Consider the following 14,745-nt stretch of genomic DNA (forward strand, 5'->3'; position numbering starts at 1 on the left):
AATTTTGTGGAGCGAAGCCATGCTGAAAACAGAAATGATCGACAAACTGAATGAGCAAATGAACCTGGAACTATATTCCTCTCTGCTCTATCAGCAGATGAGTGCCTGGTGCAGCTACCACAGCTTTGAAGGGGCTGCCGCGTTTTTGCGTCGCCACGCGCAGGAAGAGATGACGCACATGCAGCGCCTGTTTGACTATCTGACTGACACCGGTAGCCTGCCGCGCATCAACACCGTTGCATCACCCTTTGCTGAATATGCGTCTCTGGATGAATTATTCCGCGTGACCTATGAACATGAACAACTGATCACCCAGAAAATTAATGAGCTGGCGCATGCCGCAATGACCAGCCAGGATTATCCGACCTTTAATTTCCTGCAATGGTATGTTGCAGAGCAGCATGAAGAAGAGAAATTGTTTAAATCTGTTATCGATAAATTAACGCTGGCTGGAAAAAGTGGCGAGGGTTTGTATTTTATCGACAAAGAATTATCCACGCTCGATACGGCGAATTAATCGTACGCGGTGAGGAAATCCTCACCGCTTAATTAATGACGGCAGATCTTGCTTTCGTGCGTAGAAAAGCCGTCATCCTGGGCGATAAATTTCCCTTTCGCCGCCAGAAATGCGACTAACTCCCTTGCCGTCAGGTTTGACGCAGAACAGGTGTGAAACCTCGCTTCATCGCCAAATTTCGCTTTTATCGCCATCTCAAGACTCGCGCTTGAATAACGCTCGCCTGATTCAATCATCATATTCAACACTTCGTGGCCGTGAACAGAATCCATACTTCCTCCTTCAGAAAGTGAGTAGCCTACAATTGCGCTGATTTTGGTGCTTTGCGCTAACTCAGGTTGAGCTCATGTAATCATGTAAATTTTTCTATACACACCATGTAACGGTCATTTGACGAAAATCCCCTTTTGCCTTACTCTGCGCCGCAGATATAACCGTTGATCATTTGTGGGACAGTGTAAAAGCGTGAAGAACAGAACTCTGGGAAGTATTTTTATCGTTGCAGGGACCACGATTGGCGCAGGAATGCTGGCAATGCCGCTGGCTGCGGCAGGCGTCGGTTTTGGCGTCACGTTTGCGTTGTTAATAGGGCTGTGGGTACTGATGTGCTATACCGCGCTACTGCTGCTTGAAGTGTATCAACACGTCCCGGCGGATACCGGTTTAGGAACGCTGGCGAAGCGTTATCTGGGGCGTTATGGCCAGTGGATGACGGGTTTCAGCATGATGTTCCTGATGTATGCGTTAACCGCTGCCTATATCAGCGGTGCAGGTGAGCTACTCGCCTCAAGCATCAGCGACTGGACGGGTACGCAGATGTCTCCCACCGCAGGCGTCTTGCTGTTCACCTTTGTTGCCGGTGGCGTTGTTTGTATGGGCACCTCACTGGTCGATCTGTTTAATCGCTTTCTGTTCAGCGCCAAAATTATTTTTCTGGTAGTCATGCTGGCGCTGTTGATGCCGCATATTCACCAGGTGAACCTTCTGACTCTGCCCCTCGAACAAGGACTGGCGCTTTCTGCAATCCCGGTTATTTTCACCTCTTTCGGTTTCCACGGTAGCGTGCCCAGCATTGTGAGCTATATGGAGGGAAACGTTCGCAAGCTGCGTTGGGTGTTTATAACGGGTAGTGCGATCCCTCTTATCGCGTATATCTTCTGGCAACTGGCGACCCTTGGCAGCATCAACTCCTCGACGTTTATGGGGTTACTGGCCGATCACGCCGGGTTGAATGGCCTGTTGCAGGCGCTACGGGAAGTTGTTGCCTCACCTCATGTCGAACTGGCGGTACACCTTTTTGCCGACTTAGCGCTGGCAACCTCTTTCCTGGGCGTTTCGTTGGGGTTGTTTGACTATCTTGCCGATCTGTTTCAACGCCGTAATACGGTAGCCGGACGCCTGCAAACTGGCGCAATTACGTTTCTGCCGCCGCTGGCTTTTGCGCTCTTCTATCCACGCGGCTTCGTCATGGCACTGGGGTACGCCGGTGTCGCCCTGGCGGTACTGGCGCTGATCATTCCTTCACTGCTGGCATGGCAAAGTCGAAAACAGAACCCACAGCCTGGTTACCGCGTGTTGGGAGGACGTCCAGCCCTGATATTAGTATTTATGTGCGGTATTGGGGTAATTGGCGTGCAGTTTTTAATTGCCGCCGGATGGCTTCCCGAGGTGGGATAAGAAAAAAGAAAGGGGCAAATGCCCCTTTCTTTTTAGTGCAGACAGCACTGCTTATATTTTTTGCCACTCCCGCATGGACACGGATCGTTACGACCGACTTTCACTTCCGCTTTTAGCGGCACCTGAACGGGGGTTTCCTGCGGATGCGTCATCCACCAGGCATGGAGATCCAGCGCGGCCAGACGAATCGCCTCCACGCTCTCTTCGAACGCTTCGGGGGTCAGCTTCTCAACCACCGCAAAATTCTCTTCAGTGCCGTGCAGCGCGATGGCATCGAGCGCAGGTTTCAGAGCATCAGGCAGCGTTGACCAGTCAGAAAGCGCCACGCCACGCATGTAGCCAAAACACCACTCTTCCACAATGGTAATTTCGCGCCCCTCTATCTCGCGCAGCCCAAACAGCGGCTCAAACTGTTCCGGAAAATCATTCAGCCGGTCAGCCGTATCCGCCATATGCTGGAAAGCAAGATTCATAAAGCGCGTCATCTCTTTTTCAGAGGACCAGCGCGGCACATATTGCGCCCCACCCCATACGGCAACCAGCCATTGTTCTGGCTCAATTTCGCGAGGTGAACTGAGAACTGCCGTCAACAGTCCATCCAGTTCAGCCACGTCCAGAATGGCATGCTCGGTGTTGTACTTTGTCAGTACATCATCCAGCCACTCCAGCTCACTCTCATTTAACGGTCCCGTTTTCATCGTGCTTGTCCTCTGTCTCATGTCTCTCTTAGGGTGCATCTTACAGGCTGAAAGGCGGTACGGATACTACAAGGCAGGAAGTGGTTCACAAAACCATGCGAGAGAAAATGACAGGCACAAAAAAACCACCCGTAGGTGGTTTCACGACACTGCTTATTGCTTTGATTATTCTTGTTTTTCCCATGGTACCCGGAGCGGGACTTGAACCCGCACAGCGCGAACGCCGAGGGATTTTAAATCCCTTGTGTCTACCGATTCCACCATCCGGGCTCGGGAAGAAAGTGGAGGCGCGTTCCGGAGTCGAACCGGACTAGACGGATTTGCAATCCGCTACATAACCGCTTTGCTAACGCGCCTTAAATCTTTGTCTTACGACTGACATCCGCAACTGCCGATGCCCTAAATTTGGAGCGGGAAACGAGACTCGAACTCGCGACCCCGACCTTGGCAAGGTCGTGCTCTACCAACTGAGCTATTCCCGCATCATCAAGAAATTTGTTAATCACTTGATTTTACTGTCGTCTGGCAAACTGTGCTGCCGTTCGATGCGTTGCATTCTACTTACCTGACGCAATGAGTCAACGATATTTTTCGGCACGGATGCTCGTTTGCTGAAATTTACGGCGAAACGATCACTGATCAAGCAGATCCCCACGCGCAGCGTTCAAATACTGGAACATTGACCACAGTGTGAGTACCGCCGCGACAAAGAATAGCGCTATACCGGCGTACTCAACCCAGATGTTAGGCCGCCACAGCAGCCACGCCAGCGCAGCCATTTGCGACGTCGTTTTAACTTTACCGATCCAGGAAACCGCCACGCTGCTGCGTTTACCCAGTTCCGCCATCCATTCACGCAACGCCGAAATAATGATTTCACGCGCGATCATCGTGGCGGCCGGCAACGTCACCCACCAGCTGTGATAATGCTCGGTCACCAGCACCATCGCGATTGCCACCAGTACTTTATCGGCGACCGGATCGAGAAACGCGCCAAAACGAGTGCTTTGATTCCAGCGACGCGCCAGGAAACCATCAAACCAGTCGGTGACCGCCGCGATACAGAAAATCAAGGCAGCGACGAAAGGCGCCCAGGTAAACGGCAGATAAAACACCACGACAAAGAATGGGATAAGTATGACGCGAAACAGCGTAAGCAACGTTGGAATATTAAATTGCATAGTGACGGGTAACTATCTGTTGTCAGAGAAATTACCCCTATGTTGCTACAGAGACCTCAATGTTTCAACGACCAGAAGATCTTTTCTGCCAGACCTTGCGAAATACCCGGCACTTTTGCAATTTCGTCAACGCTGGCGTTACGTAAACCTTGCAAACCACCCATATATTTCAACAACATTTGACGCCGTTTTGGCCCAACCCCTTCGATGGTCTCCAGCGTGCTGGTATTTTTCACTTTTGCCCGTTTTTTACGGTGTCCACCGATGGCGTGATCGTGCGACTCGTCGCGGATATGCTGGATAACATGCAGCGCAGGTGAATCTGGCGGCAAACTGAACCCTTCTCCTTCGGGTTCGAAAAAAAGCGTCTCCAGCCCCGCTTTACGATCTGCGCCTTTTGCCACCCCCAGCAGCAGAGGATGATTTTTATCCCAGGACACGTCCAGTTCAGCGAAGACTGCCTTCGCCTGCCCTAACTGCCCTTTTCCGCCATCAATCAAAATGACGTCTGGAATCTTACTTTCTTCGATGGCTTTGCCATAACGACGTCGCAGCACCTGATTCATTGCCGCATAGTCATCACCCGGGGTTATCCCGGTAATATTATAGCGTCGGTATTCCGCGCGCAGTGGTCCGTTCGCATCAAACACCACGCAGGACGCCACCGTCTGTTCGCCCATCGTGTGGCTGATATCGAAACATTCCATGCGTTTCACCGCAGGCAATTTCAGTACCGCGGCTAATGCTGTCAGACGTTGGGCAATCGTCGACTGCTGCAACAGTTTCGTGGTCAGCGCCGTGGCAGCATTAGTGCGCGCCAGTTTGAGATAACGCGCTCGATCGCCGCGCGGTTTGGTCTGAACGTTGATGCGACGCCCCGCCAGTTCAGATAATGAATCCGCCAGCAGTGTTTTGTCGCTCAGATTGAAATCAAGCAGGATTTCGCCAGGGAGCGTTCGCATCTGGCTGCCCTGCAGATAGAACTGTCCGACGAAGGTTTCAACCACTTCGCCAAGCTCAGTGCCGCCAGGCACTTTCGGGAAATAACTGCGGCTTCCCAACACTTTTCCCTGACGGATAAAAAGGACGTGTACACACGCCATTCCGGCATCAAATGCCACGCCAATGACGTCCAGATCGTCCCCTGAATTGGACACAAACTGTTTTTCTGTCACCCGACGAACGGCCTGGATCTGATCGCGTATTCTTGCGGCTTCTTCAAAGGCGAGGTTCTGGCTGGCTTTCTCCATCCGCGCAATCAACTGTGTTAAGACCTGATCATCTTTGCCGGATAAGAAGAGTCGAACATAGTCGACCTGCTGAGCGTACTCTTCTTCACTCACCAGACCTTCAACACAGGGCCCCAGACAGCGGCCAATCTGATATTGCAGACAAGGGCGTGAGCGGTTGCGGTAGACGCTGTTCTCGCACTGGCGGACGGGGAAAATTTTCTGCAGCAAGGCCAGCGTTTCGCGAACGGCATAACCGTTCGGGAACGGGCCAAAATATTCGCCTCTGGCGTGTTTTGCACCGCGGTGCATCGCCAGACGAGGGTGCGTGTCGCCGCTCAGAAAGATAAAGGGGTAAGATTTGTCATCGCGCAACAGTACGTTGTAACGCGGCTGATACAGCTTGATATAGTTATGCTCAAGCAACAACGCTTCCGTTTCGGTATGCGTCACCGTTACGTCGATTTGCTGGATGAGCGCGACCAGCGCTTCTGTCTTACGCGAAGCCAGATTACTGCGGAAATAGCTGGAAAGCCGCTTTTTCAGATCTTTCGCTTTCCCAACATAAATAACCGTGCCACCGGCATCATACATTCGATAAACACCGGGTTGGCTGGTGACGGTTTTAAGAAACGCTTTCGCGTCGAACTGAACACTCACTGGCTTGTTAACGTCTCCGCATTACACAGGCCATGGCGAATTGCCAGGTGAGTCAGCTCAACATCACCATGAATGTTTAGTTTACTGAACATACGATAGCGATAGCTGTTCACCGTTTTAGGACTGAGATTCAGTTGCTCTGAAATCTCATTAACCTTCTGACCTTTGGTGATCATCAGCATAATCTGCAATTCACGCTCAGACAAACTGGCAAACGGAGTTTCTGTTTTTTCCGGTTCAATCTGGCTCAGCGCCATTTGCTGTGCGATATCAGAGGCAATGTATCGTTGCCCGGAATAAACCGAGCGAATGGCATTTACCACTTCCTGAGGCGCAGCACCTTTACTCAGGTAACCTGCTGCACCCGCCTGCATCACTTTCGCTGGTAACGGGTTTTCCGTATGGACGGTCAACATAATCACTTTGATATCCGCAGAGGAACGCGCAATTTTACGCGTGGCTTCAAGGCCGCCAATACCAGGCATGTTCATGTCCATCAATACGACGTCGACGGTGTTGGCGCGACACCACTTCACAGCGTCCTCACCGCACGCTGCTTCACCGACAACTTTAATACCCTTTATATCTTCCAGAATGCGTCGTATCCCTGCGCGCACCAGTTCGTGGTCATCAACAAGAAGAACGTTGATCAAAGGAATATCTCCAGAATAGGGATAACGCTACTGATAGTACTCAGCCCTATATTAACGGGTTTTATCTCAACTTTGAAATGTAAAAAACGTCCAGTTACCGATTTTGCTCTCGTTTTTGGAAATTAGTTTGTACATTTTGTGGAAACTATGGATGAGAACCGGCGGTTTCACAGCCTATTTTCTCTGAAAGGTTTCAGAATAGTGACAAAAAACCACGACACGCCGCGCAAATGCTAAATAAACAAGCAAGTTTGTAACAACAATTAACGAGTAAAATACCCGGAATAAACAATAAATGAGAAAAATATCGGTGAACCATTTTGTTGTTTAATTTAAAACCATCGAGGTGATTTTCGACCAAAAAACAACCGCTGCTATTTTTAACTCAGCTTATGGTATACTCCGCCGCCTTAACATTTACCATCGCACTTTTTTACTGAGACATGACGAGGAAAATAAATGAGTACGCCTGATTTTTCCACTGCCGAGAATAATCAAGAACTGGCTAACGAAGTCACCTGCCTGAAGGCGCTGTTAACGCTGATGTTGCAGGCAATGGGCCAGGCCGACGCAGGACGCGTGATTCTTAAAATGGAAAAACAGATCGCGCTGATTGAAGACGCAGCGCAGGCTGAAGTATTTTCCAGCACGGTTAAGCAAATTAAACAAGCTTACCGTCAGTAAAAGAAAACCGGCTGGGAGCAGTGCTTTCAGCCGGTTCGTTGTCTGGCACGCAGAACGTTCAGTGTCTCAAATCAGGCCCGTCGCCGCCGCATAGCATGCAATCTGCGTTTTATTCGGGGCGTTGAATTTCTTCTGCATATTTTTCTGATGAAAATTGACGGTATTTTCTGATATCGACAGAATCATCGCGATTTCCGAAGATGTCTTCCCTTCCGCGGTCCATTTCAGGATCTCTTTTTCTCGTTTACTGAAACGCATCTCAGGAGCCATCACCATCTCATCTTCGAGCCGGGAAAGTACCGTCAGGCTTTCACGAACCAGTAACTGCAGCTTCAATTCCACTTCGTCACTGGCAAAGGAACTCTTTTGTAGACCCGACCGCGAGACAGAAAGAAATCCTAATGCACGATTTGGCAGCATCAGACATTGCGTGACGCCTTTACGTAATCCATGTGCACGGGCGGCATCCCACATGGCCTGGGCCTCGCTGAACAATGCGTCATTCCAGAGTAAGTGACCCTGAATGAAGTTTTCGGGCTTCAGTACCGGATCAATCGCGAAATAATTTTCGGCCTGATATTGGGAAACCCAGGCATTGGGATAAGTGGTATGAAGTGTAATTTTGGGGCGGGTAAAGGGAACCGGGTGTCTGACACACAACGCGTAAAAATCAAATTCCAGCAGTTGAGTTTGAAGCTGTAATTCGCTGTAAACGTCCTCTGCGCTTGCCATTTCCCGAAAGCGCGACAGCATCGCCCTTCGCCAGGTAAAGAAATCTGAATCCTGCATACTCAGTAATCGCGCCTTTGAGAGTGATAATTATTTTAATGTTAGAAATAAGCTAACACATAACCTGAACCAGATGAATAAATATCGGCCTGAGCGCAAATTACTTGAGGGATATTTCATTAAGCGTCATCTGTGCAGGGAAATAAATTCATAGTCATGCGCAAGATATTAATATTTATGCAAGACAGCTCACCCGAAATGAGCTTATCCCGGGTAAGCTGCGCAAGACCATTTATTGCACCAGAAATTTCTCAAGGAACTGGCGCGTTCTCGGCTGTTGTGGCTCTGTGAATAACGCCTTAGCCGGTCCCTGTTCGACAATACGCCCTTGATCCATAAATATTGCCCGGTCAGCCACATCGCGCGCGAAACTCATTTCATGGGTCACAATCACCATTGTCCGCTTTTCCTGCGCCAGTTGCCGAATGGTGTTTAACACCTCGCCCACCAGTTCAGGATCGAGCGCAGAAGTCGGTTCATCAAACAGGATCACCTCCGGACGCATCGCCAGTGCCCTTGCGATCGCTACCCGCTGTTGTTGACCACCGGATAAACGGCGTGGATAGCTGGTCTCCTTACCGGCAAGTCCAACCTTCGCCAGCAGTTCCCGCGCCCGCGCCATCGCCTCTTCTTTGTCCTCTCCTTTCACAATGACCGGCCCTTCAATGATGTTCTCCAGTACTGTCCGGTGAGGAAAAAGATTGAAGTTCTGGAACACAAAACCCACATGCTGACGCAACTGACGGATCAGCGTTTTTTGCTGACTCAACGAGCGGGCGGTGTCAATGGTGATATCACCCACGGTAATGGTCCCGGCTTCCGGTTGCTCCAGTAAATTGATACTGCGCAATAGCGTCGTTTTACCCGACCCGCTGGGCCCAATAATGGCCACGACTTCGCCCGTTTTCACCTCCAGATCAATGCCATGCAGCACCGTCTGACCATGGAATTTTTTAACCAGGTTTTTAACGTCAATGGCACTCATTTCGGCTCTCTCTCCTGGCGATTCAGTTGATTTTCAAAGTAGTTTTGCAACGAAGACAGAACGGTCGCCATAATCCAGTAGATCAGCGATGCCGCCAGATACATGGTGAACACTTCCAGCGTCCGCGACGTGATTAGCTGCGCCTGACGGAACAGTTCAGGAACCTGAATGGTGGCTGCCAGTGACGTATCTTTAACCAGACTGATAAAGCTGTTGCTCAGCGGCGGTAAAGCGACCCGCGCCGCCTGCGGTAAAATGGCGCGACGCATCGTCTGCCACGGTGTCATCCCGATGCTGGCAGCAGCTTCCCACTGACCTTTATCGATGGACGAAATCGCCGCACGTAGCGTTTCAGCCGCATAAGCAGCCGTGTTGAGTGACAAACCAATCATTGCGGCCGGAACCGGATCCAGCTCAACGCCAAACTGCGGCAAACCGTAATAAATCATGAACAACTGGGCGATAAGCGGCGTGCCACGAAAAATTGAAATATAGAAGCGAGCCAGCCAACGAATGGGCAGCAACGGGGACAGGCGCATCAGCGCGAGAATGAACCCCAGAAGTAAGCCGAAAAACATCCCGCCAATACTTAACTGCAGGGTAAATACCGCACCTTTAAGCAGATACGGTAGAGAATCAATAACCAGTTGGATACTTTCTTGCATGAGTTAATCCAAAATTACACGTGAGGATGGTAGGCGAACAGCGCGGGCGCCCCACCAGTATGGATAAAGAGAATCGGCCCTTCATCTTTAAAACGTTTCTGGCTGATGCCATCAATGAGACCCGCCATCGCTTTTCCGGTGTAGACCGGATCGAGGAGTATCCCTTCCAGACGCGCCAGCAGTTTTACCGCTTCCATCCCCTCTTCGTTCGGTGTGCCGTAACCGGGAGCAAAATAGTCATCCCACAACACAATCTCTGCCGATGCCGTCAGCTCCAGCGCGTTAGCGATCTCCTGCTGCAAAGTGACCACTTTCGGCTTCTGGTCGGCGACCTTACGGGAGACCGTCACGCCGATCAGTTCCACGTCAGGCAGCAACTGTTCCAGACCAACAGCCAGCCCGGCGTGCGTTCCCGCACTACCCGATGCCACGACAACGGAGGAGAGTTGAACTGCGCCTTCACATTGTTGAGCAATCTCCAGCGCGCTTTCGACATAACCTAATGCCCCCAGCACATTTGAGCCGCCCACCGGAATGACACACGGCCGAAAACCCTGCGCCTCAATGCGCGTGGCCAGCTCCTGTAACTGTTTCTGAGGATCGGTTAACGCATCGCACATCTCAACCTGCACATTAAACAGGTCCAGCAGAAGCCGGTTGCCGTTGGTCAGATAATTTTCCGCGTGGGTGCCGATGGGGTTTTCCAGCAGCGCCACGCAGTGTAAACCCAGCTTCGCGGCGACCGCCGCCGTCTGGCGCACATGGTTAGACTGAATCGCGCCTGCGGTGATCAGCGTGTCGGCCCCTTCGCGTAAGGCATCCGCCGCCAGAAATTCCAGCTTACGCAGTTTATTGCCGCCCATTGCCATTGGCGTAACATCATCGCGTTTGATGAAAATATCCCGACCCAGATAGTCAGAAAAGCGCGGCAGGTATTCAAGCGGCGTCGGCGCGCCGATAAATTCCAGACGCGGAAAGCGTGTCAGGTTGTGAAGTGGCATAAAGCCTCCCGTACTCATTGTTGTGATGTTCTTTTTATTATGCACGTACAAGCGGATGAAATAAAAAAGGCGCTAATGAAAGCGCCTTTTTTTGTCATTGTGCAGACTATTTCGTCACATCTGCGCCAAACCATTTCTCAGAAAGCGCCTTCAGAGAGCCGTCTTTCTGCATTTCAGCAATCGCCGCGTCCACCGCTTTCAGCAAATCGTCGTTGCCTTTACGCAGCGCAACGCCAGATTCCTGACGGGAGAACGCCTCACCGGTCACCGCCAGCGTGTCTTTGGTTTTTTTGACCAGGTCCAGTGCCGCCAGACGATCCACCAGAATCGCGTCGATGCGTCCTACGCGCAGATCCTGATATTTTGTCGGATCGTCATCATAGGTACGAATATCAACGCCCTGGACGTTCTGACGCAACCACTCTTCATAGTTGGTACCCAGACCGACGCCCACTTTCTTCCCTTTCAGGTCGTTCGCGGTTTTAATCGCGCCTTCATTGCCTTTTTTCACCAGCGCCTGGATACCGGAAACGGTATAGGGGGTAGAGAAATCATATTTCTTTTTGCGCTCATCAGAGATAGTGACCTGATTTATCACCACGTCGATGCGTTTAGAATCCAGAGAAGCCAGCATCCCGTCCCATTTGGTCGGTTTTAAGGTCGCTTTTACCCCCAGATGCTTCGCCAGTTCCTCAGCGAACTCCACTTCGAAGCCGGTCAGTTTGCCGTCATCGCCCTGGAAACTGAACGGCGGATAAGTGCCTTCCAGACCCACCAGCAACGTACCGCGATCTTTTACCTTCTTCAGCAGACCTTCATCCGCAAACGTTTTTGCGCTCATCCCGGCGACAAGAGCAACCGCCATTACGCCCATCAGCGCCTGGCGACCCAGAAGTGCTAATTTCATATTTACCCCGAATGTTGTCATGAATGCCTGTAGTGTAAAGGGTTTATCGGGAACGCTATAAACCACTCTGCTACATCTTATGCTTTTTTAATATATATCAGAAGTCGCTCTGAAGGAGGAATTCTGTCTCTGTCCGGGGAGAACCTGCGCTTTATATTGTTCGTACTTACGCAGCGCAATGCGATAGTTGTTGGTACTGGTTTGCGGTAGCCATGGCGCCAGGTTTTCATCCAGAAAACCTTCCTGCAGTAAATCATGAGAGATTTTCTGCTCGCTTAGATGGTTACCAAGACGACGCAAGCGGACAACGTATTCACGTACGGTGCCATGGCTCATTTCGGTCTGTTCAAATAAAAATTGTTTGAAGCCGATAATGTCGAAGAAATCACTCTGCTCTTTACAGTGCAGATCGCCGCAGAAACGGCATAAGGCCACCCACTCTTTCTGCTCCTGTTGCCAGGCGGCTTCGTCCATCAGGGTGTCGAGGCGGGAAATGGCGATTTTATTGACGATCTGCCCTTTACGCACCAGCGTGATGCGATCAAGCAACTTGTGGCAATGGGCGCAATGCGTCTGGCTGTGTTTAAAGTCTTTGAGGTAGCGGCTTAGAGGCCGTCTTTTTGAGTGCTGCACCGTCATGAGAACTCCTGGTAGTCAATTCGTTGTGCGGCATTTTTCAGCGGCGACAACGTCGCTCGCTATAACTTACCCAGCTTTGTGCGTAACCGTTTAATGGCCTGACTGTGCAACTGGCTGACCCGTGACTCCCCGACTTCCAGGACTGCACCAATCTCTTTGAGATTAAGCTCTTCCTGGTAATAGAGCGTAAGCACCAGCTGTTCGCGTTCCGGAAGGGCTTCAATCGCCTCCATTACACGCTGGCGCAAATTGCTCTCAAGGAGCTGTTGTAACGGGTTTTCCTGCTGGTGTTCTTCTGTCACCAGCTCGATGCTATCGCCATGCTCTTCCCGCCACTCGTCATAAGAGAAGAGTTGGCTGTTATTGGTATCGAGCAACATCTGACGATACTCTTCGACAGGAATCGCCAGCCGCTCCGCCACTTCGGTTTCCGTCGCGTTGCGCCCCAATTCCTGCTCCAGTTGCCCCATCGCCTGTGCCACTTCGCGGGCATTACGCCGGACGCTACGCGGCACCCAGTCACGGCTGCGTAGTTCATCCAGCATCGCCCCACGAATACGCTGCACTGCGTAAGTGGTAAATGCCGTTCCTTGCAGAGCGTCATATCGGTCAACTGCATTCAATAACCCGATACCGCCCGCCTGTAGCAGATCGTCCAGTTCCACGCTCGCGGGCAAACGCACCTGCAGGCGCAATGCTTCGTGACGCACCAGCGGTACATAACGCTGCCACAGCGAGTGTTTATCCATTACACCTTCAGCGGTATACAGTGAATTCACGATAAACAGCCCTGCGTTAAATGAGTTATCGGCATGATTATCCGTTTCTGCAGGGGTTTTAATCGGGTGAATAGTGGGTGAAATGAGGGGTTATTTGGGGGTTACGGGTAAAGCGGGTGTGAAAAAACCCCGCCGTAGCGGGGTTTGAGCAGGAAGCGTAAATTAACGCAGCAGGGACAGCATGGTCTGCGGAACCTGGTTGGCCTGAGCCAGTACGGAAGAGCCAGCCTGCTGCAGGATCTGCGCGCGGGACATGTTGGACACTTCGGTCGCGTAGTCAGAATCCTGAATACGGCTACGTGCGTCGGTCAGGTTGTTTACGGTGTTGTTCAGGTTAGTGATGGTAGACTCGAAACGGTTCTGGGAAGCACCCAGGATGCTGCGCTGAGTATCAACCGCTTTGATAGCGGCGTCGATATCAGCCAGCGGGTTGCCGTCAGTGGCGCCGGTAGAGTCGACGGTACCGTTCAGTACGTCAAAACCTTTTGCTGCAACGGTACGCATATTGCCGTTAACGACTGCGCCTGGCGTTGCTTCAGCAGCAGCCAGACCTGCTTTCTTCGCATCAGCATAGGTTGCCAGATTGGTATCAACCAACTGTGCTGCACCTAATGCAGTATCCGCAGCGGTTTTATCAGCGGCAACTGGTGTTCCTGCGTAACCAGTTTTCACTTTTGCTAATGCACCTGAGATATCAGCATCAGCGCTTAATCCTAATGCGGTACGAATAGCAGTTTCTGCAGTTTTCTCAGCATCAGAGCCAGCAGCCGCTGCTGCATAATTACCTAACTCTGTAGCCGCTGCAGTAACTTTTGCGCCTGCTGCTGTAGCATCCGCTACTTTTGCCAGTTTAGTATCGTAAGCAGCTTTACTTGCCGCATTAGCCGTTGTGATGTTAGTGCTTTCATTAATAGTAGTGGTTGAAGTACCACCCGCGCCCGCCGTCGCCAGGTTCCAGCCTGCGCTTGAACCGATCTGAATGCTGATCTGCTCGCCGTCTTTAGAACCCACCTGGAAGTCATAGCTCTGAGCGGTGGCTTCACGGTTATCCAGAATTTTGATACCGTTAAAGTCGGTTTGCTTGGTCACACGGTTGATCTCTTCCATACGCTGGTTAACTTCAGACTGGATGGAGTCGATATCGGATGCAGAGTTGGAGCTGTTCTGCGCCTGAACGGTCAGGTCACGCACACGCTGCAGGTTGTTGTTGATTTCGCTCAGCGCGCCTTCAGCGGTCTGAGACAGAGAGATACCGTCGTTAGCGTTACGTGCAGCAACGGTCAGGCCGTTGATGTTGGAGGTGAAACGGTTGGCGATTGCCTGGCCAGCGGCGTCATCTTTAGCGCTGTTGATACGCAGACCAGAAGACAAACGCTCAATAGCGGTACCCAGAGCAGACTGAGATTTGTTCAGGTTTGTCTGCGTCATCAGCGACAGGCTGTTAGTATTGATTACTGCCATAATTGAGTTTCCTTCATAAAGTGTTTAGTTTCAGGCCTCTGGCCCACGGCTCCTGCGCCGTTAACCAGATTATCGACAGCCTCAAACGAACCTTTAGAAATTTTTATCACTCTTTTTTCTGCCCGCTTTTTATCACCCGATTAATTTCAAATAAGTCGGCATTCCGCCTCTGGCGTATTTTGCTGAGAAGCAGAATACCTTCCTAAAAAGCCTCTTTATT

17 protein-coding genes and 3 tRNA genes are annotated in these 14,745 nt (G+C 51.1%); 4 read left to right on the forward strand and 16 right to left on the reverse strand.

The features are described 5' to 3' along the window. Positions 1-19: 19 nt before the first annotated feature. Entirely contained in the window at positions 20-517 is a 498-nt protein-coding gene (ftnA, locus tag WB371_RS15285) for a non-heme ferritin (RefSeq protein ID WP_336220897.1), read from the forward strand. Positions 518-549: 32 nt separating this feature from the next. On the opposite strand, the gene WB371_RS15290 is transcribed toward ftnA, so the two are convergent. Further along, entirely contained in the window at positions 550-789 is a 240-nt protein-coding gene (locus tag WB371_RS15290; RefSeq protein WP_336220898.1) for a YecH family metal-binding protein, read from the reverse strand. A gap of 193 nt (positions 790-982) precedes the next feature. On the opposite strand from WB371_RS15290, the gene tyrP reads away from it, so the two are divergent. Continuing rightward, a complete protein-coding gene (tyrP, locus tag WB371_RS15295; RefSeq protein ID WP_336220899.1) occupies positions 983-2,194 on the forward strand; it encodes a tyrosine transporter TyrP in 1,212 nt (403 codons plus the stop codon). Positions 2,195-2,226: 32 nt separating this feature from the next. Here tyrP and WB371_RS15300 read toward each other — a convergent pair whose 3' ends face one another. From WB371_RS15300 to uvrY, 7 genes are all read right to left on the reverse strand, one after another. Next, positions 2,227-2,892, reverse strand: coding sequence for a YecA family protein (locus WB371_RS15300; RefSeq protein WP_336220900.1), 666 nt, complete (start codon positions 2,890-2,892; stop codon positions 2,227-2,229). 183 nt (positions 2,893-3,075) lie between these two features. Next, positions 3,076-3,162 (reverse strand) — tRNA-Leu (locus tag WB371_RS15305). A gap of 12 nt (positions 3,163-3,174) precedes the next feature. Further along, positions 3,175-3,248 (reverse strand) — tRNA-Cys (locus WB371_RS15310). A 50-nt stretch (positions 3,249-3,298) separates the two neighbouring features. After that, a tRNA-Gly gene (locus WB371_RS15315) sits at positions 3,299-3,374 on the reverse strand. A gap of 150 nt (positions 3,375-3,524) precedes the next feature. Further along, on the reverse strand, positions 3,525-4,073 hold the full coding sequence (gene pgsA, locus WB371_RS15320) for a CDP-diacylglycerol--glycerol-3-phosphate 3-phosphatidyltransferase (RefSeq protein ID WP_042318323.1): 549 nt from the start codon (positions 4,071-4,073) through the stop codon (positions 3,525-3,527). Positions 4,074-4,129: 56 nt separating this feature from the next. After that, complete coding sequence (uvrC, locus tag WB371_RS15325) at positions 4,130-5,962, reverse strand: excinuclease ABC subunit UvrC (protein ID WP_336220901.1); 1,833 nt, start codon at positions 5,960-5,962, stop codon at positions 4,130-4,132. Further along, positions 5,959-6,615 carry a UvrY/SirA/GacA family response regulator transcription factor gene (uvrY, locus tag WB371_RS15330; RefSeq protein WP_336220902.1) on the reverse strand — a complete coding sequence of 219 codons (657 nt, stop codon included), beginning with the start codon at positions 6,613-6,615 and terminating at the stop codon, positions 5,959-5,961. The genes uvrC and uvrY overlap by 4 nt, the downstream gene beginning before the upstream one ends. Positions 6,616-7,007: 392 nt before the next feature. On the opposite strand from uvrY, the gene WB371_RS23845 reads away from it, so the two are divergent. Together WB371_RS23845 and WB371_RS15340 are read left to right on the forward strand one after the other, a co-directional pair. Further along, on the forward strand, positions 7,008-7,055 hold the full coding sequence (locus WB371_RS23845) for a hypothetical protein (RefSeq protein ID WP_420704055.1): 48 nt from the start codon (positions 7,008-7,010) through the stop codon (positions 7,053-7,055). A 19-nt stretch (positions 7,056-7,074) separates the two neighbouring features. Next, positions 7,075-7,299 carry a DUF2594 family protein gene (locus WB371_RS15340; RefSeq protein WP_336220903.1) on the forward strand — a complete coding sequence of 75 codons (225 nt, stop codon included), beginning with the start codon at positions 7,075-7,077 and terminating at the stop codon, positions 7,297-7,299. A 66-nt stretch (positions 7,300-7,365) separates the two neighbouring features. Here the strand turns inward: WB371_RS15340 and sdiA are convergent, their stop codons facing one another. From sdiA to WB371_RS15380, 8 genes are all read right to left on the reverse strand, one after another. Next, complete coding sequence (gene sdiA / locus WB371_RS15345; RefSeq protein ID WP_336220904.1) at positions 7,366-8,088, reverse strand: transcriptional regulator SdiA; 723 nt, start codon at positions 8,086-8,088, stop codon at positions 7,366-7,368. 232 nt (positions 8,089-8,320) lie between these two features. Next, positions 8,321-9,073 carry an L-cystine ABC transporter ATP-binding protein TcyN gene (tcyN, locus tag WB371_RS15350; RefSeq protein WP_336220905.1) on the reverse strand — a complete coding sequence of 251 codons (753 nt, stop codon included), beginning with the start codon at positions 9,071-9,073 and terminating at the stop codon, positions 8,321-8,323. Continuing rightward, positions 9,070-9,738 (reverse strand): cystine ABC transporter permease, encoded by a 669-nt coding sequence (gene tcyL, locus WB371_RS15355; RefSeq protein WP_336220906.1) that lies wholly within the window; start codon positions 9,736-9,738, stop codon positions 9,070-9,072. Before tcyL ends, tcyN begins: the two co-directional genes overlap by 4 nt. 14 nt (positions 9,739-9,752) lie before the next feature. Next, positions 9,753-10,739, reverse strand: coding sequence for a D-cysteine desulfhydrase (gene dcyD, locus WB371_RS15360; protein ID WP_336220907.1), 987 nt, complete (start codon positions 10,737-10,739; stop codon positions 9,753-9,755). A 106-nt stretch (positions 10,740-10,845) separates the two neighbouring features. Beyond that, a complete protein-coding gene (tcyJ, locus tag WB371_RS15365) occupies positions 10,846-11,646 on the reverse strand; it encodes a cystine ABC transporter substrate-binding protein (protein ID WP_336220908.1) in 801 nt (266 codons plus the stop codon). Between the two features lie 87 nt (positions 11,647-11,733). Beyond that, the gene (gene fliZ, locus WB371_RS15370) at positions 11,734-12,285 is read right to left on the reverse strand and encodes a flagella biosynthesis regulatory protein FliZ (RefSeq protein WP_336220909.1); all 552 of its coding nucleotides are present in this window, start codon (positions 12,283-12,285) and stop codon (positions 11,734-11,736) included. Between the two features lie 59 nt (positions 12,286-12,344). Beyond that, on the reverse strand, positions 12,345-13,064 hold the full coding sequence (fliA, locus tag WB371_RS15375) for an RNA polymerase sigma factor FliA (protein ID WP_336220910.1): 720 nt from the start codon (positions 13,062-13,064) through the stop codon (positions 12,345-12,347). 162 nt (positions 13,065-13,226) lie between these two features. Then, positions 13,227-14,525 carry a FliC/FljB family flagellin gene (locus WB371_RS15380; RefSeq protein ID WP_336220911.1) on the reverse strand — a complete coding sequence of 433 codons (1,299 nt, stop codon included), beginning with the start codon at positions 14,523-14,525 and terminating at the stop codon, positions 13,227-13,229. Between the last annotated feature and the right edge of the window lie 220 nt (positions 14,526-14,745).

This window comes from Citrobacter amalonaticus (assembly GCF_037053465.1).
GTDB classification, from domain to species: Bacteria; Pseudomonadota; Gammaproteobacteria; order Enterobacterales; family Enterobacteriaceae; genus Citrobacter_A; species Citrobacter_A amalonaticus_H.